General features: G+C 66.3%; 18 protein-coding genes. 13 read left to right on the top strand and 5 right to left on the bottom strand.

Annotated features, from left to right (window positions below):
- Positions 1-23: 23 nt before the first annotated feature.
- Positions 24-1,166 carry a GTP 3',8-cyclase MoaA gene (gene moaA, locus ACVMK0_RS07455; RefSeq protein ID WP_476463410.1) on the bottom strand — a complete coding sequence of 381 codons (1,143 nt, stop codon included), beginning with the start codon at positions 1,164-1,166 and terminating at the stop codon, positions 24-26.
- A 226-nt stretch (positions 1,167-1,392) separates the two neighbouring features.
- Here moaA and ppa point away from each other — a divergent pair, with 226 nt between their 5' ends.
- From ppa to ACVMK0_RS07435, 4 genes are all read left to right on the top strand, one after another.
- Entirely contained in the window at positions 1,393-1,932 is a 540-nt protein-coding gene (gene ppa, locus ACVMK0_RS07450) for an inorganic diphosphatase (protein ID WP_476463409.1), read from the top strand.
- A 93-nt stretch (positions 1,933-2,025) separates the two neighbouring features.
- Positions 2,026-3,924 (top strand): NAD+ synthase, encoded by a 1,899-nt coding sequence (locus ACVMK0_RS07445; RefSeq protein WP_476464661.1) that lies wholly within the window; start codon positions 2,026-2,028, stop codon positions 3,922-3,924.
- A gap of 166 nt (positions 3,925-4,090) precedes the next feature.
- Positions 4,091-4,429, top strand: coding sequence for a P-II family nitrogen regulator (locus ACVMK0_RS07440; protein WP_045535980.1), 339 nt, complete (start codon positions 4,091-4,093; stop codon positions 4,427-4,429).
- Positions 4,430-4,674: 245 nt separating this feature from the next.
- The gene (locus tag ACVMK0_RS07435) at positions 4,675-4,917 is read left to right on the top strand and encodes a hypothetical protein (RefSeq protein ID WP_476463408.1); all 243 of its coding nucleotides are present in this window, start codon (positions 4,675-4,677) and stop codon (positions 4,915-4,917) included.
- A gap of 73 nt (positions 4,918-4,990) precedes the next feature.
- Here ACVMK0_RS07435 and ACVMK0_RS07430 read toward each other — a convergent pair whose 3' ends face one another.
- The 3 genes from ACVMK0_RS07430 to ACVMK0_RS07420 are packed head-to-tail and all read right to left on the bottom strand — an operon-like array spanning position 4,991 to position 6,653.
- Positions 4,991-5,617, bottom strand: coding sequence for an LOG family protein (locus ACVMK0_RS07430; protein WP_476463407.1), 627 nt, complete (start codon positions 5,615-5,617; stop codon positions 4,991-4,993).
- A 56-nt stretch (positions 5,618-5,673) separates the two neighbouring features.
- Positions 5,674-6,081, bottom strand: coding sequence for a diacylglycerol kinase (locus ACVMK0_RS07425; protein WP_045535977.1), 408 nt, complete (start codon positions 6,079-6,081; stop codon positions 5,674-5,676).
- Positions 6,082-6,098: 17 nt separating this feature from the next.
- Entirely contained in the window at positions 6,099-6,653 is a 555-nt protein-coding gene (locus ACVMK0_RS07420; protein ID WP_476464660.1) for an RDD family protein, read from the bottom strand.
- A 299-nt stretch (positions 6,654-6,952) separates the two neighbouring features.
- Here ACVMK0_RS07420 and ACVMK0_RS07415 point away from each other — a divergent pair, with 299 nt between their 5' ends.
- From ACVMK0_RS07415 to ACVMK0_RS07395, 5 genes are all read left to right on the top strand, one after another.
- Positions 6,953-8,731 (top strand): acetolactate synthase 3 catalytic subunit, encoded by a 1,779-nt coding sequence (locus tag ACVMK0_RS07415; RefSeq protein WP_476463406.1) that lies wholly within the window; start codon positions 6,953-6,955, stop codon positions 8,729-8,731.
- Positions 8,732-8,754: 23 nt separating this feature from the next.
- Positions 8,755-9,246, top strand: a complete 492-nt coding sequence (gene ilvN, locus ACVMK0_RS07410; RefSeq protein ID WP_045535975.1) for an acetolactate synthase small subunit — start codon at positions 8,755-8,757, stop codon at positions 9,244-9,246.
- A gap of 64 nt (positions 9,247-9,310) precedes the next feature.
- Entirely contained in the window at positions 9,311-10,327 is a 1,017-nt protein-coding gene (ilvC, locus tag ACVMK0_RS07405; protein WP_045535974.1) for a ketol-acid reductoisomerase, read from the top strand.
- 34 nt (positions 10,328-10,361) lie between these two features.
- A complete protein-coding gene (locus tag ACVMK0_RS07400; RefSeq protein ID WP_476463405.1) occupies positions 10,362-11,117 on the top strand; it encodes a ComF family protein in 756 nt (251 codons plus the stop codon).
- Between the two features lie 86 nt (positions 11,118-11,203).
- Positions 11,204-11,713 carry a tRNA (cytidine(34)-2'-O)-methyltransferase gene (locus tag ACVMK0_RS07395; protein ID WP_045535971.1) on the top strand — a complete coding sequence of 170 codons (510 nt, stop codon included), beginning with the start codon at positions 11,204-11,206 and terminating at the stop codon, positions 11,711-11,713.
- A gap of 19 nt (positions 11,714-11,732) precedes the next feature.
- On the opposite strand, the gene ACVMK0_RS07390 is transcribed toward ACVMK0_RS07395, so the two are convergent.
- A complete protein-coding gene (locus tag ACVMK0_RS07390; protein WP_034110270.1) occupies positions 11,733-12,350 on the bottom strand; it encodes a ParA family protein in 618 nt (205 codons plus the stop codon).
- 68 nt (positions 12,351-12,418) lie between these two features.
- Here ACVMK0_RS07390 and ACVMK0_RS07385 point away from each other — a divergent pair, with 68 nt between their 5' ends.
- The 4 genes from ACVMK0_RS07385 (at position 12,419) to glyA (ending at position 16,487) form a co-directional block, all read left to right on the top strand.
- Entirely contained in the window at positions 12,419-13,057 is a 639-nt protein-coding gene (locus ACVMK0_RS07385) for a trimeric intracellular cation channel family protein (protein ID WP_476463404.1), read from the top strand.
- Positions 13,058-13,100: 43 nt separating this feature from the next.
- Positions 13,101-13,553, top strand: coding sequence for a DUF1841 family protein (locus ACVMK0_RS07380; RefSeq protein WP_476463403.1), 453 nt, complete (start codon positions 13,101-13,103; stop codon positions 13,551-13,553).
- 619 nt (positions 13,554-14,172) lie between these two features.
- Positions 14,173-15,144 carry a lytic transglycosylase domain-containing protein gene (locus ACVMK0_RS07375; protein WP_476463402.1) on the top strand — a complete coding sequence of 324 codons (972 nt, stop codon included), beginning with the start codon at positions 14,173-14,175 and terminating at the stop codon, positions 15,142-15,144.
- 98 nt (positions 15,145-15,242) lie between these two features.
- Positions 15,243-16,487: a serine hydroxymethyltransferase gene (gene glyA / locus ACVMK0_RS07370; protein WP_476463401.1), complete on the top strand. Its 1,245-nt coding sequence runs from the start codon at positions 15,243-15,245 to the stop codon at positions 16,485-16,487.
- Position 16,488: the final 1 nt, after the last annotated feature.

The raw sequence follows: 16,488 nt of genomic DNA, 5'->3' as shown, positions 1-16,488 counted from the left end.
CTCCCGGGTGGTGTGGGGGCCCGTCAGCCGCCGATGTAGCTCATTTCGATGCGCTTGCCGGCCTCGGGCGCGCGCGCGGCTGCGGGCAGGCTGGCACGCAGCTCCGAGTAGCGCTCGCGCCGCGGCTGCCAGATCGCGGCGATGGCGTGGGCCAGATCGGCGTCGCTGGCGCCGGTGCGCAGCAGGGCGCGCAGGTCGTAACCTTGGTTGGCAAACAGGCACAGATAGACCTTGCCCTCGGTCGAGAGGCGGGCGCGGTTGCAGTCGCGGCAGAAGGCTTGGGTGACGCTGCTGATGAAGCCCACCTCGCCCAGCGCCGGGTCGTGGCGCCCATCGGGCCCGGCATGGCCCCAGCGTTCGGCGGTCTCGCCGGCGGCGCTGGCCGGCAGCGCCAGCAGCGGCAGCTCGGCCTCGATCAGCTGGCGCGCCTCCGCGCTGGGCAGCACCTCGTCCATCTGCCAGCCGTTGCTGCAGCCCACGTCCATGTATTCGATGAAGCGCAAGGCCAACGGGCGGCCGCGGAAGTGGCGCACCAGCGGCAAAATCTGGTGCTCGTTGGTGCCGCGCTTGACCACGGTGTTGATCTTGATCGGCCCCAGCCCGACGGCCTCGGCGGCATCGATCCCGGCCAGCACCTCGGCGACCGGAAAATCGGCGTCGTTCATGCGCCTGAACACCGCGTCGTCGAGCGCATCGAGGCTGATGGTGATGCGGCTCAGACCGGCGGCCTTGAGGCTGCGCGCCTTGCGTTGCAGCAAACTGGCGTTGGTGGTCAGGGTGAGGTCGAGCGGCAGGCCCTCGGGGGTGCGCAGTTGCGCCAGTTGCTCGATCAGGGTTTCGACGTTTTTGCGCAGCAGCGGCTCGCCGCCAGTCAGGCGCAGCTTGCGCACCCCGTGCGCCACAAAGAGCCGCGCCAGCCGGGTGATTTCCTCGAAGCTGAGCAGATCGGCGTGCGGCAAAAAAGCGTGGTGGCGGTCGAAGGTTTCGCGCGGCATGCAGTAGCTGCAGCGAAAGTTGCAGCGGTCCGTGACGCTGATGCGCAAATCGCGCAACGGCCGCCCAAGGGCGTCAAGCAACTCGCCGCTGGGCGCCACGGCGGGGCCGCCCGTGCGCACAGGCAGGCCGGGGTTGAAAGCGTTGACCAAGGGGATGATGCGCTCTGACATAAGTGCCTAGCGTACACCAAGTGGCAGGGCGCTTGACAAGGCGGCGGGGGCTGGTTGCGCTGGCGGTAGGGGGATGTGTCCTGCAAGTGTGTGCTGCAAGTCAGTTTTGCGAAGGTAAAATCGGCTTCAATGCTGCGTGGCAGCAGGCGCTGTCGGCTGGCAGTGTCTCGCGTGGCCGCTTTGTTTGCTTCCCCCATTCCTTTCTTCCTCACAGGCCGTTTCACCTATGTCACTCGACCACGTCACCCCCGGCAGCAAGGCTCCCGCCATCTTCAACGTCATCATCGAAATCTCGATGAACGGCGACCCGATCAAGTATGAGGTGGACAAGGCCTCGGGCTGCATCTTCGTCGATCGCTTCATGAACACGGCGATGCACTACCCGACCAACTACGGCTACGTGCCCAAGACCATCTCGGGCGATGGCGACCCGGTCGATGTGCTGGTGATTACGCCGGTGCCGCTGCCGCCTGGGGTGGTGGTGCCGTGCCGCGCGCTGGGGATTCTGAAAATGGAGGACGAAGGCGGCGTGGATGGCAAGGTGCTGGCGGTGCCGACCGAAAAAATCCTGCCCCTGTACTCGCACTGGCAAAGCTTGCAGGACCTGAACCCGATCAGCCTCAAGGCGATCGAGCACTTTTTTGAGCACTACAAAGACCTCGACCCCGGCAAGTGGGTCAAGGTGCTGGGCTGGGACGGGATCGAGGCCGCGCACCAAGAAATCCGCGACGGCATCGCCGCCTACGAAAAAGAGCGGCAGGGCTGATCAGCTGATCGGCTGAGAGGCTGAGGCCGCACACTGAATACTGCCGTGGCCGCTGCCTTGCCCACCGATCTGCCTATCGCTTTGGCTACCGATCTGCCGAGCCACCCGGGCGCGGCCACGCTGACGCTCTGTGTGGCGCAGCTCAACGTCGTCGTCGGCGACTTGGCGGGCAACGTGCGCCAGATCGCGGCGGCGGCGCAGGCGGCGCACGCCCAAGGTGCGCAGCTGCTGCTCACCCCCGAGCTGGCGCTGTGCGGCTACCCCGCCGAAGACCTGCTGCTGCGGCCGGCCTTCGTGGCCGACTGCGAGGCCGCGCTGCAGGAGCTCGCGCGCCTGAGCGCCAGTTGGCCGGGGCTGCACCTGGTGGTGGGGCACCCGGCGGCGCTGGGGCCTTGGGTTGAGGCGGGTGCTGAGGCTGAGGCTGGAAAGCGGGCCAACCCAGCGGTCTGCCCTGCGGTCAGCCCCGCCTACAGCCTCACGGCCAGCCACGCAGATGGCCCCCCTGCCAGCGGCCACGGCCGCACACGCTGCCTCAACGCCGCCTCGGTGCTGGCGCACGGGCGCGTGCTGCTGCGCTACGCCAAACGCGAGCTGCCCAACTACCAGGTGTTCGACGAGCAGCGCACCTTCGTGCCGGGCCAGGGCGTGGGCGTGTTCGATCTGGCTGGCAGCGCCGGGCAGCGGCTGCGCTTGGGGCTGCTGATCTGCGAAGACGCTTGGTATCCCGAACCTGCCGCGCAGTCCCAGGCCGCTGGCGCCGAGCTGCTGCTGGTGCTCAATGCCTCGCCCTTTCACTGGGGCAAGGGCGCGCAGCGCGAGCAGGTGATGCGCCAGCGCGTGGCCGAGACCGGCTTGCCGCTGGTCTATGCGCACCTGGTGGGGGCGCAAGACGAGGTGGTGTTTGAGGGCCGCAGCTTCGCCCTTGGGTCCGACGGCCGCCTAGCCGCGCGCGCCGCCAGTTTTGTGCCCGAGTTGCTGCGCATCAACCTGTGGGCAAGCGACGCTGCGCCCACACCCACGTCCAGCGTCGGCGCCCCATCTCCACCATCCCCATCCCCATCCCAAGCTATCGCCGCCAACGCTGCGCTGCCCGAGCCGTGGCGCCTCAGCGGCCCGGTGGCCCCCGAGCCCGAGCCGCTGGCCGAGCTCTGGCAGGCGCTGGTGCTGGGCTTGCGCGACTACGTGGACAAAAACGGCTTTCCGGGGGCGCTGTTGGGCCTCTCGGGCGGCATCGATTCGGCGCTGGTGTTGGCGCTGGCGGTCGATGCCTTGGGGGCTGCGCGCGTGCGCACGCTCATGCTGCCCTCGCCCTACAGCGCCGACATTTCGCTCATCGACGCGCGCGATATGGCCGCGCGCCTGGGCGTGCGCCACGAGGAACTGTCGATCCAGCCGGTGTTCGAGGCGCTGCTGCACACGCTCGAGCCCCTGTTCGAGGGCCGTGCCCCCGACCTCACCGAAGAAAACCTGCAGGCGCGCATCCGCGGCATGTTGCTCATGGCGCTGTCCAACAAGTTCGGCGCCATCGTGCTCACCACCGGCAACAAGAGCGAGCTCGCCACCGGCTACTGCACCCTCTACGGCGACATGGCCGGCGGTTTTGCCGTGCTCAAAGACGTGCCCAAAACCCGGGTGTTCGAGCTGGCGCGCTGGCGCAACGCCCACGACCCCTTTGGCCGCGGCGCCAACCCCATCCCCGAGCGCATCATCACCCGGCCCCCGAGCGCCGAGCTGCGCCCGAACCAAACCGACCAAGACAGCCTGCCGCCCTATGAAGTGCTCGACGCCATCGTCGAGCGCTACGTCGAGCAAGAGCAGAGCGCGGCCCAGATCGTCGCTGCTGGCCTGCCCGCTGCAGCGGTGGAGCAGGTGCTGCGGCTGCTGCGCCTGAGCGAATACAAGCGCCGCCAAGGCCCGCTGGGTACGCGTGTGACGCCGCGCAGCTTTGGCAAAGACTGGCGCTACCCCAACACCAATCGCTACCGCGGCTGAACGCCGCCGAGCGCCGTTCGCCGTTGTGCGCTGTCGCTAGGCCCTTGGTCTGCTGGGGCAGTGGGACAAGGGTTGTGTGCACGCCGATCACGCCAAGCCGCGCACTGCGGCACTACAATGCAAAGTTGTAGCCAGAGCCCTTTGCAACCGATTTTTGTAGCCCACCATGAAACAAATCACCGCTGTCATCAAACCCTTCAAGCTCGAAGAAGTGCGCGAGGCCCTGGCCGAGCAGGGCGTGACCGGCTTGACGGTGACCGAGGTCAAAGGCTTTGGGCGCCAAAAGGGCCACACCGAGCTCTACCGCGGCGCCGAGTACGTGGTCGATTTCCTGCCCAAGGTGCGCATCGACGTGGTGCTCAAGTCCGAAGACGTGGAGCGCTGCGTCGATGCCATCATCCGCGCCGCCCGCACCGGCAAAATCGGCGATGGCAAAATCTTTGTCAGCCCGGTCGAGCGCGTGGTGCGCATCCGCACCGGCGAGCAGGACGAAACCGCGATTTGAGCTTGCAGCAGCTGCACCAGCCGCGCCAGCGCCCACAGGGCTTGGGGCCGCTCGGGGTGCTGCGTCTTGCTGCATTTTCATTGCTGGCAATGCTGGCGCTGGCCTTGGCTGCATGCGAGCGTCCGCATACCGGGGCGCCGGTGGCTGTGCCTGCAGTCGCACCCGCACCCGCACCCACGCTCGCGCCCACACATCCCCCCGCAGCCCACATTCCCAGCGAGGCTGCGCCCATACCCCCTACGCCCATGCAGCGCGCGCACTTCGCTTGCGCCGACGGGCTGCGCGTCGAGTGGCGCTACTTTCCGTTGCAAGGGGTGGCGGTGCTGGTGCGCGCTGGGCGCAACCACGAGTTGCATCCGCCACCGGGCGGCTCGGCGGGCGTTTTCGCGCAGCCGGGTCTAGAGGTGCAGCTGGGTGCTGAAAGTCTGCGCATCCGCCTAGGCGCTGGCCCGGTCATCGACTGCCAGCGCGTTGCTGCTGCGTCTTGAGCTTTGAAGGTTTTTGCGGTCAGGCTGCGGCAAGCTTGCGCTCGCTGGCTGGATGCCGGGGGGCCTTAGCCCCTCAGATCTGCTCGAGCCGATCGGGCGGGGCGAAGCCGGCGTTTTGCACCAGCGCGGGCAGCAGGGTGTCGATGCTGGAGGAGATCTGGATCAGGTCGAGCTGCCAGTTATCCATAAAACCGGCTTGGGCCGACTGGCCCAGCGCGCCCAAGAGCGCGTCGTAGTAGCCGCCGACGTTGAGCACCCCGATGGGCTTGTCGTGGTAGCCGAGCTGGCGCCAGCTCCAGACTTCGAACCATTCTTCGAGCGTGCCGATGCCGCCGGGCATGATCAAAAAAGCGTCGGCGCGTTCGGCCATGAGCTGCTTGCGCCGGTGCATCGAGGGCACGACGTGCAGTTCGGTGCAGTCGCGCTTGGCGTGTTCTTTGATTTCGAGGCTTTGCGGGATCACGCCCACCACTTGGGCGCCGGCCTCAAGGGCGGCGTCGGCCAGCAGGCCCATGAGGCCGTTGCTGCCGCCGCCATACACCAGCTGGCCGCGGTGGCGGCCGATCCACTGCCCCACGGCTTGCGCGGCTTGGGCGTGCAGCGGGTCGGTGCCGCTGCGCGAGCCGCAAAACACGCAGAGGCTAAACGTGGGCGCCAGCGGCGCGGCTGGGCTGGCCGGGGAGGGGTGTGGGCTGTTCATGGCCGTTATTCTGGCATGGCTGGGCGCCACGGCGGTGCCCGCTGGGTTGTGGCTTTTTAGCCGGCAATGAAGCGCGCGTGCAGCGCCCCCAGCCACACGCCGCCGCACAGCAGCAGGCTAAGCAGCACGGCGGCGCTGCCCATGTCTTTGGCGCGCTTGGACAGGTGGTGCCACTGCGGTCCGATGCGGTCGATGGCGGTCTCGATGCCGGTATTGAGCAGCTCGACGATCATCACCAGCAGCACCGTGCCCACCAGCAGCCCAACCTCGAACCAGTTTTGCCCGACCCAGAAGGCCGCTGGCACCATGACCAGCGCCGCCAGCGATTCTTGGCGAAAGGCCGATTCGTCCCAGGCGGCGCGCAAGCCCATGAGCGAGTAGCCCATTGCGTTCCAGAGCCGCAGGATGCCGCGGCGTTTTTGTTGCGTGACGGGGTCGAGGTGCGGCAGGGTGGGGTCGGGCATGGGGGTAGGGCAGGGGCTTAGGGCGTGTCGGCGGGGGGTGGGGCGTGGATCAGTTGCGTGCCCGCCCAGGCGTCGTGCCAAAACTGGCGCTGCGGGTGCAGCCGCGCCAGCAGCGCGTACAGCGGCACCCAAAGCAACATCATCCACAAAATCCATGACGCATGCAGCTGCAACAAGGAGCCCAGCAGCATCGGGGGCGCAAACCAAATCCAGCTCAGCACGTAGCGCCACAGCGCGTGCGCCAGCCGCAGCGGTCGCCCAGCGTGGTCAACGACGCGGATGTGCCAGGTTTTCATGGCCAGCGTCTGCCCCTTGTGCCAAAACCAAGCGAAGTACAAGCCCGCCACCACGAACAAAAAGCCTTGCAGGGCGTGGCGGTTTTGCATCGGCTCGCGGCTGTCGGTGAGCACGCCAAAGGCCAGCGCGGCAATGAAGATGACGCCAAACATCAGCGTGCCCTCGTACAGCCAGCAGGCCATGCGCCGGCGCAGCGAAGGGGTAGCAGCGGGCGCAGCAAGGGGGGTGGCAGGCTGTGCGGGCGTGGCAGAGGCGGCAGGGCGGTTTTTGCTCATGTGCAAGGCGGGCAGGTGGCAGGGTGGCGTGGTCAGCGTGGTCAGCGTGGTCAGCGTGGTCAGCGTTTTGGCGCGCATTGTCGCACCCAGCGCGCAGTGCCGGTGTTGCAGGGCAACAAAGCCCAAAGATCGTGCCATAATGAGCGCTTATCCCAATTCAATCCGGCAAACGGGTCAAGGTTGCGCGGCGTTAAGCCGCCATGGCTTTGGCCTCAAGTCTCGCAGCGGCCCCACAAGGGCTGGCTCAGAGGCACCCAAGGTTTTTCGTCAGAGAAATACCCGAAAGGTTCATCATCATCATGGAAATCAAAACATCCGCATCCGCCCCCGCATCCAGCGCGGGCCACCCCAGCACGCCCGAAGAGCTCATGGGGGGCGAAATCCTCGTGCGCGCCCTGCAGGCCGAAAACGTGCGCTACCTCTGGGGCTACCCTGGCGGCGCCGTGCTCTACATCTACGACGCGCTTTACAAACAAGACACCATCCAGCATGTGCTGGTGCGCCACGAGCAAGCCGCGGTGCACGCCGCCGACGGCTACGCCCGCGCCACCGGCGACGTGGGCGTGGCGCTGGTCACCTCGGGGCCGGGCGTGACCAACGCCATCACCGGCATCGCCACCGCCTACATGGACAGCATCCCGATGGTGATCATCACCGGTCAGGTGCCCACGGCGGCGATCGGGCTCGACGCCTTCCAAGAGTGTGACACCGTGGGCATCACGCGCCCGATCGTCAAGCACAATTTTTTGGTCAAAGACGTGCGCGATCTGGCGCTCACGCTCAAAAAGGCCTTTTACTTGGCGCGCAGCGGCCGCCCGGGCCCGGTGGTGGTCGATATCCCCAAAGACGTGTCGTTCAAGAAAACCGCTTGGAACGGCTACCCAGAATCGGTCACGATGCGCTCCTACAACCCGGTGCGCAAGGGCCACGGCGGCCAGATCCGCAAGGCGCTGCAGCTGCTGCTGACGGCCAAGCGGCCCTACATCTACACCGGTGGCGGCGTGCTGCTGAGCAACGCCGTGCCCGAGCTGCGCACCCTGTGCGATCTGCTGGGCTTCCCGGTCACCAACACCCTGATGGGGCTGGGGGCGTTTCCGGCCACCGACCGGCGCTTTTTGGGCATGCTCGGCATGCACGGCACGCTCGAGGCCAACAACACCATGCAAAACTGCGACGTGCTGCTGGCGGTGGGCGCGCGCTTTGACGACCGGGTGATCGGCAACCCCAAGCACTTTGCGCAAAACGAGCGCAAGATCATCCACATCGACATCGACCCCTCGAGCATCTCCAAGCGCGTCAAGGTCGATGTGCCGATCGTCGGCGACGTGCGCGAGGTGCTGACCGAGCTCATCGCCATGCTGCAAGAAAGCCCGCTGCGCCCCGACGGCCGCGCGCTGGCCGACTGGTGGCAGACCATCGAGGGCTGGCGCAGCCGCGACTGCCTGAAGTACGACGACAGCAACCCGGACGTGATCAAGCCGCAGCGCGTGATCGAAACCCTGTGGAACCTGACCCGCGACGCCGACGCCTACGTCACCTCCGACGTCGGGCAGCACCAGATGTGGGCGGCGCAGTACTACAAGTTTGACCGCCCGCGGCGCTGGATCAACTCCGGTGGCCTGGGCACCATGGGCGTGGGCATCCCCTACGCCATGGGCATCAAGCTGGCGCGGCCCGAGAGCGAGGTGTTCTGCGTCACCGGCGAAGGCTCGGTGCAGATGTGCATCCAAGAGCTGTCCACCTGCTTGCAGTACGAAACGCCGATCAAAATTTTGTCGCTCAACAACCGCTACCTCGGCATGGTGCGCCAGTGGCAAGAGATCGAATACTCGGGCCGCTACAGCCACAGCTACATGGACGCGCTGCCCAACTTCGTCAAGCTGGCCGAGGCCTACGGCCACGTCGGCATGCTGATCGAGCGCCCACAAGACGTGGAGCCGGCGCTGCGCGAGGCACGCGCGCTCAAGGACCGCACGGTGTTCATGGACTTTCGCACCGACCCGACCGAAAACGTGTTCCCGATGGTCAAGGCCGGCAAGGGCATCACCGAAATGCTGCTCGGCAGCGAAGACCTTTGAAGCCCGGAACTGGAGTGCAGAGCATGAAACACATCATTTCCGTTTTGCTGGAAAACGAAGCCGGCGCGCTGTCGCGGGTGGTGGGGCTGTTTTCGGCGCGCGGCTACAACATCGAGTCGCTCACCGTGGCCCCGACCGAAGACGCGTCGCTGTCGCGCATGACGATCCAGACCGCCGGTTCCGACGAAGTGATCGAGCAGATCACCAAGCACCTCAACCGCCTGATCGAAGTGGTCAAGGTGGTGGACCTGACCGAAGGCGCCTACACCGAGCGCGAGCTGATGCTGGTCAAGGTGCGCGCGGTGGGCAAGGAGCGCGAGGAGATGAAGCGCATGGCCGACATCTTCCGCGGCCGCATCATCGACGTCACCGACAAAAGCTACACCATCGAACTCACCGGCGACCAAGGCAAGAACGACGCCTTCTTGCAGGCGCTCGAGCGCAGCGCGATCCTCGAGACCGTGCGCACCGGCCCCAGCGGCATCGGCCGCGGCGAACGCATTTTGCGGGTCTGAACAGCCCGCTCCAACCCTGTATCACCCCGTATCATCAACCCCCTTTTCATTTGGAGCCTCGAGCATGAAAGTTTTCTACGACAAAGACTGTGACCTCAGCCTGATCAAGGGCAAGACCGTGGCCATCATCGGCTACGGCAGCCAAGGCCACGCGCACGCGCAAAACCTCAACGACAGCGGCGTTAAAGTGGTGGTGGGCCTGCGCAAGGGCGGTGCCTCGTGGGACAAGGTCGGCAAGGCCGGCTTGCAAGTGCAAGAAGTGAACGCGGCCGTGGCCGCCGCCGACGTGGTGATGGTGCTGCTGCCCGATGAGCAGATCGGCGCCGTCTATAAAAACCAGATCGAGCCCCACATCAAAAAAGGCGCTTCGCTGGCTTTTGCCCACGGCTTCAACGTCCACTATAACCAAGTGAACCCGCGCGCCGACCTCGACGTCTGGATGGTCGCCCCCAAAGCCCCCGGCCACACCGTGCGCAACACCTACACCCAAGGCGGCGGCGTGCCGCACCTGGTGGCGGTGCACCAAGACCCATCCGGCAAAGCGCGCGATCTGGCGCTCTCCTACGCCATGGCCAACGGCGGCGGCAAGGCCGGCATCATCGAAACCAGCTTCAAAGAAGAGACCGAGACCGACCTCTTTGGCGAGCAAGCCGTGCTCTGCGGCGGCGCGGTCGAGCTGGTGAAAATGGGCTTCGAAACCCTGACCGAAGCCGGCTACGCCCCCGAGATGGCCTACTTCGAGTGCCTGCACGAGCTCAAGCTGATTGTCGATCTGATGTACGAAGGCGGCATCGCCAACATGAACTACTCGATCAGCAACAACGCCGAGTTCGGTGAATATGTCACCGGCCCCGAAGTCATCAACGAGCAGTCGCGCGCGGCCATGCGCAATGCCTTGAAGCGCATCCAAAACGGCGACTACGCCAAGATGTTCATCCAAGAAGGCAGCCTGAACTACCCGAGCATGACGGCGCGGCGGCGCAACACGGCGGCACACCCGATCGAGGTCGTGGGCGGGCAACTGCGCGCCATGATGCCCTGGATCGCCAAAAACAAGCTGGTGGACCAGAGCCGCAACTAAAGTCTAGTGGCTTCGGGCTTGGGGCCAGCCGACCATGCTGCGCTTGTTGCACCGGCTGCCCCTACCCACCCTGTGCGCCGTCTGCCGCACGTGGGGCCGCGAAGCCGTCTGCCCCGACTGCTGCGGCCAGTACGCGCGCTTGCTGCCGCGCTGCCCGCAATGCGCCTTGGCGCTGGCACCGGGGCTGGCGCTGTGCAGTCGCTGCACCGAAGCCGGCCCGGGCCCGCTGGCGCAGTGCGTGGCGCGCGTGAGCTACGAGTGGCCGTGGGTCGATGTGGTGGCGCAGTTCAAGTTTCGCGCCCAACCCGCCTGGGCCCATGCGCTGGCGCAGCTGATGCTGCAAAACCCGCTGGCGCACGATCTGCTCACGCAGGCCGACGGCCTGCTGCCCATCCCCCTCAGCCCGGCCCGGCAGGCCGAGCGCGGCTACAACCAGGCGTGGGAGCTGGTGCGCGAGTTGCAGCGCGCAAGCGGCCTGCCGGCCTTGCCCACGGCCCTGCTGCACCGCGAGACCCAGCAGGTGCAGCACGAACTGGGCCGCGCCGCGCGCCTGGCCCATGCGCAGCAGGCCTTTGCCGTCAACCCGCGCCAGCGCAGCGCGCTCAAGGGTGGGCACTGGGTGCTGGTCGATGACGTGCTCACCACCGGGGCCACGCTGCAAGCCGCCGCCCGGCACCTGCTCGACGCCGGCGCCGCCCGGGTCAGCGCCTTGGTGTTTGCCCGCACCCCGGCGCCGCTGCAAGGGGGCGACGAAACCCAGGCCGAAGCCGAGCTCAACCGCCTTGATTAAGAGGCAATCGCTCATGTGCTCCCTTTGGGTGCGCTCAATTGCCGCCCGGCCTCTGAAGTGAGCAAACCTCAGCCCTACGCACCCCCATGTTCAACCTCGTCCTGGTTCACCCCGAAATCCCGCCCAACACCGGCAACGCCATCCGCCTGAGCGCCAACACCGGCTGCGCCCTGCACCTGATCGAGCCGCTGGGTTTTGCCATGGACGACAAGCACCTGCGCCGCGCCGGGCTGGATTATCACGAGTACGCCGCCGTGCGCCGCTATGCCGACTGGGCCGCGTTTCTGGCGCAGCAGCAACCCGACCCGCAGCGGCTGTTTGCGTTCAGCAGCCTGGCGCAGCGCTCGGCCTTCGAGCCGCGTTACGCGCCCGGCGATTGCTTCGTGTTTGGTTGCGAGACGGCCGGTTTGCCGCCCGAACTGCTGGCGCAAATCGCGCCGGAGCAGCGCCTGCGCCTGCCGATGCGGCCGGGCCAGCGCAGCCTGAATTTGTCCAACGCGGTGGCGGTGGTGGCCTTTGAGGCCTGGCGCCAGCAGGGTTTTGCTGGCGGCGAGCCGGCTGCCGCTGTACCCGGTCCAATCCCCGCGCCCGGCTGAAAGCCAACGGCTGGGGCGCCTATTGCTCCAGCCAGCGACAGATCGGCAGCCACTGCTCGAGGTCGCGCTGCACCCGCCCGGGTGCCACGTCGAACAGCGTCAGCCCTTGGCCGGCGAGGTTGATGTAGTTTTGCGTGTCGCGCAGATAGGTGAGCACCGGCAGCTCGAGCCCTTGCACGAAGGCGCGCAGCTTTTCGGCCGAGAGCGTGCGCGCATCGACCCGCATCCCCACCACCCCGATCGGCAAGCCCACGCTGCGCCGGCGCTCTTGCAGCTCGGCCACGAAGTCTTGCGTCGCCATGATGTCGAACACGCTCGGTTGCAGCGGAATCAGCAGCTTGTCGGCGCGCTTGAGCACCTCTTTCAGGTCGCGCCCGTGCAGGCCGGCGGGGGTGTCGAGCACCACGTGGGTGGTGCCGGGTGGCGGTTTCAGGTTGTCGTTGTGGCTGGCGTCCCATGTCACAATAGGCCGCGCCTGCTTGGGCCGCAAGGCGAGCCAGCGGCTGGCCGACTGCTGCCGGTCCGAGTCGCCCAGCAGCACCGTGTGTCCGCGCCGAGCCAGATAGCCCGCCACTTGGGTGGACAGAGTGGATTTGCCCACTCCGCCCTTGGGGTTGGCGACGACGATCACGGTCATGCGGTTGCTCCAAACGTATGCGGTTGGCCGACTCTACCACCAGCACCCCCCTTCACTTCACCCTCCCCATGCAAGAGCTGCTGCACTGGTTTCAACATTTGAACGTCGTGATCGAGTCTGGGGCCGTGCTGGCCGGGGCCCTGTCGGGCTTGCTGGCGGCGGCGCACAAGCGGCTCGATCTGGTCGGGGTGTTCACGGTGGCCTTTCTGACCGCTTTTGGCGGCGGCACGTTGCGCGATTTGCTGCTCGATCAGCGCCCGTTCTTTTGGGTCGAGCATCAGCATTGGCTCTGGGTGCTGCTGATTCTGTGCCTGTTGGCGGTGCTGTTCATGCGCCAGCGCCATTTTGCGCCCACCGAGCGCGCCATGCAGTGGCCCGACGCGCTGGGGCTGGGCTTGTTCGCTGCCATCGGCGTGAGCAAAGCGCTGGCCGTGGGCATGCCCGAGCTGGTGGCCGTGCTCATGGGCGTGGTCACGGGCGTGTTTGGCGGCGTGCTGCGCGACGTGGTGTGCAACGAAATCCCCAGCGCCTTCAACGACCACAAACCCTATGCGATCTGTGCCTTCGTGGGTGGCTGGGTCTATGTGGGTTGGTGGCACTGGAGCGGTTCGTCCGAGCAGGCGATGCTGCTGTGCGTGGTGGTCACTTTTGGCCTGCGCGCGCTGGCGCTGTGGCGCAATTGGGTGGTGCCGCCTTGGAAAATCTGAAGGCGCCGCTGCATCCGGGGTGAGCAGGGGCGACAATCGGGCGATGTTTGAACCCTCACAAGCCGATGTGCGGCGTTTTTTTTGCGGCGTCTATGCCAAACTGGGCCAGCAAGCGGCGCTCGAGCCGATCGAGGTGCTGGCCGGCCAGTGGATCGAGCGCCACCCCGAGTACCACGCCGAGCTGGCCGACCTCGATGCCGCCTTGCAGGCCATGCAGGGGCCGGGGCCGGGGCAAGTTCAGGTGCCGCCGCGCGACAACCCCTTTTTGCACTTGTCCATGCACCTGAGCATCAGTGAGCAGTGCTCGATCGACCAGCCACCGGGCATCCGGCAGGCGGTGGAGCTGCTGACGGCGCGCCGGGGCAGCGTGCACGCGGCTCAGCACGAGGTGATGGAGTGCCTGGGGCGCATGCTCTGGGAGAGTCAGCGCAGCGGCCGCCCACCCGATGGCGCCGCCTACCTCGACCACGTGCGCCGCCGCGCCACGGCGGACTGAGCGCGGGCCATAAATTTCGGGCTATTAAGCGCTGGCCCCAAACGCAAACGGCCCCGGCAGGCTGCACCCACCGAGGCCGTTGGGCCGAAGACACTTCGAGCCCGGTGACGCGGCGGAGTGTGTTTGTCGCACCGCGTCGCAAGCAAGGGATTGCTTGCGTTCCAGTTGCCGGGCGCTGAGAGAAACCTACAGCGCGGGCAGTGGTCGGCTAGGGCTGTAAAAATCAAGGCGCCAAAGCCAACGACTTCACTTTAGCCGATCGGGGGCTGGCCGAGCAGAAAAATTTCACTATCGAAAAATTTTTGTCGATGAATATTTTTGCGCTTTTTGACTCGGCTTCCCGTCCTAAAAGCCTGCGCCCGAGCCGTTGGCGCGATCTTTATATGCATTTAAATCATGAAAAATATATTCTAAAGTCTTGACAAGGCATTTTGAGGCCCCTACCATCCGCGCATCTTCGCCCTGGTGCCGTGCTCTCGAGGCCCGTTTGCCCCAGAGACTGCCGAGCTGGCGCCCTCACGGTGCCGCTTCGGCCCAACCCACGTTTGCCCATTTCAAGCCCCCAATGCGCACCGCTTTGCGCTGGGTTTGGAGCTTGGGCAGCGTTAAAGGAGTTGCCTTGACTGCATCCACTTTGGCCCGTTTTTTTGGGCCTTCTGACACGGCGCTGCAAAGCCCACCCGACGCGCTCGCCCAGCGCAGCGCCGCCTCCTGGTTGCAGCGCCTGCTGCGCTTGGGCCGAGGCAGCCTGCTGTTGCTCGGGCTGGCGCTGGTGCTGGCTCTGGGCGCGCTGGCCCTGCAGCCCCAGTTGCGCCAAGGGCTGGAGTACCACACCCTGGACTGGCTGCTGCAGCGCCAGTTGGCCGCACTAGAGGTGACGGTCGAACCCGGTGCGATCGAGCGCGTGACCGTGGCCGATCCGAGTGACCTGACCGGCCAGCAGCAGCGCGTGGCCGACTGGTTGAGCCGCAAATACCGGGTGGCCAAAGAGCCGATGAGCGCGCTGGTGGCCGAGGCCTACGTGGTGGGCGAGCAGCTCGATCTGGACCCGAAACTGATCTTGGCCGTGATGGCCATGGAGTCGCGCTTCAACCCTTTTGCCGCCAGCCCCGTGGGCGCGCAGGGCTTGATGCAGGTGATGACGCGGGTGCACAGCGCCAAGCTCGAAGATTTTGGCGGCAAGCTGGCGGTGTTCGACCCGCTCACCAACCTACGCGTGGGTGCCATGATTTTGCGCGACACCATCCGCCGCTCCGGCTCGATCGAGGGCGGGCTGCGCTTGTATGTGGGCGCGGTGAGCACCGACGGGCGCGACTACATCGACCGCGTGCTCTCGGAGCGCGACCGGCTGCACCGCGTGGCTGCGGGGCAGCGCGTGGGCTTCAATGCCGGGCAGCGGCGCACTTTGGTCACGGCCAGCGCCAGCAGCCCGTCCGCTGTCACCGACGCCGCGCAAATGCCCGCGCCTGGTGTGGTGCCCGATGCCGTGGCCCCCGCCACCTTGGACATCGCCCCGCTTACGGCCGCCGAACGCGAAGCCAAGGCCCCGGCCGACACCAGCCCCTACCCGGCGCAATCACTGCCCTCCTGATAAAATCGGGGGCCCTGCAAGGTCTGCACATCAGCCCAAATACGGCCCCCAATCGGCCAAAAAACGGCCAAAAAACGGCCCCCCAATCACCGCCATCCATGTACTCCCGCTCCACCACCATCGCCCACACCGACCCCGAAATCTGGGCCGCCATCCAAGCCGAACACCTGCGCCAAGAGCAGCACATCGAGCTCATCGCCAGCGAAAACTACGCCAGCCCAGCGGTGATGGCGGCACAAGGCACGCAGCTGACCAACAAATACGCCGAAGGCTACCCGGGCAAGCGCTATTACGGCGGCTGCGAGCACGTCGATGTGGCCGAGCAACTGGCCATCGATCGCCTCAAGCAGCTCTTTGGGGCCGACGCCGCCAACGTGCAGCCGCACTGCGGTGCCTCGGCCAACGAAGCGGTGTTTCTGGCCTTCCTCAAGCCCGGCGACACCATTTTGGGCATGAGCTTGGCCGAAGGCGGGCACCTGACGCACGGCATGGCGCTCAACATGAGCGGCAAGTGGTTCAACGCCATCTCGTACGGCCTCAACGCGCTCGAGGAAATCGACTACGACGCGATGGAGGCCAAGGCGCGCGCGCACCGGCCCAAGCTGATCATCGCTGGGGCCTCGGCCTACAGCCTGCGCATCGACTTCGAGCGCTTTGCCCGCGTCGCCAAAGAGGTGGGGGCGATTTTTATGGTCGATATGGCGCACTACGCCGGACTGATCGCCGCCGGCGTCTATCCCAACCCGGTGCCGCACGCCGACGTCGTGACCTCAACCACGCACAAGAGCCTGCGCGGGCCGCGCGGCGGCATCATCCTGATGAAGGCCGAGCACGAAAAAGCCATCAACAGCGCCATCTTCCCGGGCCTGCAAGGCGGGCCGTTGATGCACGTGATCGCCGCCAAGGCGGTGGCCTTCAAAGAGGCGCTGCAACCCGAGTTCAAAGCCTACCAGCAGCAGGTGCTGCGCAACGCCCAGATCATGGCCCAGACCCTGACCGAGCGCGGCCTGCGCATCGTCAGCGGGCGCACCGAAAGCCACGTCATGCTGGTCGATCTGCGCGCCAAGGGCATCACCGGCAAAGAGGCCGAGGCGGTGCTTGGCCGGGCGCACATGACGATCAACAAAAACGCCATCCCCAACGACCCCGAAAAACCGATGGTCACCAGCGGCGTGCGCATCGGCACCCCGGCCCTGACCACGCGCGGCTTCAAAGACGATGAAGCGCGCCTGACCGCCAACCTGGTGGCCGACGTGCTCGACCACCCGCGCGACGAAGCCGCGCTGGAAGCGGTGCGCGCCCAAGTGCACGCCCTGACCACGCGCTTCCCGGTCTATGGCTGAT

Source organism: Serpentinimonas sp. SSL01 (genome assembly GCF_056323735.1).
Note: the sequence above shows the minus strand (reverse complement) of the source record. Positions and strands in the feature narration are given on the sequence as shown.

Excerpts from the sequence above, each read along its gene's own strand:
- moaA (WP_476463410.1), bottom strand. The coding sequence starts at position 1,166 with ATGTCAGAGCGCATCATCCCCTTGGTCAACGCTTTCAACCCCGGCCTG.
- ppa (WP_476463409.1), top strand. The coding sequence starts at position 1,393 with ATGTCACTCGACCACGTCACCCCCGGCAGCAAGGCTCCCGCCATCTTC.
- ACVMK0_RS07440 (WP_045535980.1), top strand. The coding sequence starts at position 4,091 with ATGAAACAAATCACCGCTGTCATCAAACCCTTCAAGCTCGAAGAAGTG.
- ACVMK0_RS07435 (WP_476463408.1), top strand. The coding sequence starts at position 4,675 with ATGCAGCGCGCGCACTTCGCTTGCGCCGACGGGCTGCGCGTCGAGTGG.
- ACVMK0_RS07430 (WP_476463407.1), bottom strand. The coding sequence starts at position 5,617 with ATGAACAGCCCACACCCCTCCCCGGCCAGCCCAGCCGCGCCGCTGGCG.
- ACVMK0_RS07425 (WP_045535977.1), bottom strand. The coding sequence starts at position 6,081 with ATGCCCGACCCCACCCTGCCGCACCTCGACCCCGTCACGCAACAAAAA.
- ACVMK0_RS07420 (WP_476464660.1), bottom strand. The coding sequence starts at position 6,653 with ATGAGCAAAAACCGCCCTGCCGCCTCTGCCACGCCCGCACAGCCTGCC.
- ACVMK0_RS07415 (WP_476463406.1), top strand. The coding sequence starts at position 6,953 with ATGGAAATCAAAACATCCGCATCCGCCCCCGCATCCAGCGCGGGCCAC.
- ilvN (WP_045535975.1), top strand. The coding sequence starts at position 8,755 with ATGAAACACATCATTTCCGTTTTGCTGGAAAACGAAGCCGGCGCGCTG.
- ilvC (WP_045535974.1), top strand. The coding sequence starts at position 9,311 with ATGAAAGTTTTCTACGACAAAGACTGTGACCTCAGCCTGATCAAGGGC.
- ACVMK0_RS07400 (WP_476463405.1), top strand. The coding sequence starts at position 10,362 with ATGCTGCGCTTGTTGCACCGGCTGCCCCTACCCACCCTGTGCGCCGTC.
- ACVMK0_RS07395 (WP_045535971.1), top strand. The coding sequence starts at position 11,204 with ATGTTCAACCTCGTCCTGGTTCACCCCGAAATCCCGCCCAACACCGGC.
- ACVMK0_RS07390 (WP_034110270.1), bottom strand. The coding sequence starts at position 12,350 with ATGACCGTGATCGTCGTCGCCAACCCCAAGGGCGGAGTGGGCAAATCC.
- ACVMK0_RS07385 (WP_476463404.1), top strand. The coding sequence starts at position 12,419 with ATGCAAGAGCTGCTGCACTGGTTTCAACATTTGAACGTCGTGATCGAG.
- ACVMK0_RS07380 (WP_476463403.1), top strand. The coding sequence starts at position 13,101 with ATGTTTGAACCCTCACAAGCCGATGTGCGGCGTTTTTTTTGCGGCGTC.
- glyA (WP_476463401.1), top strand. The coding sequence starts at position 15,243 with ATGTACTCCCGCTCCACCACCATCGCCCACACCGACCCCGAAATCTGG.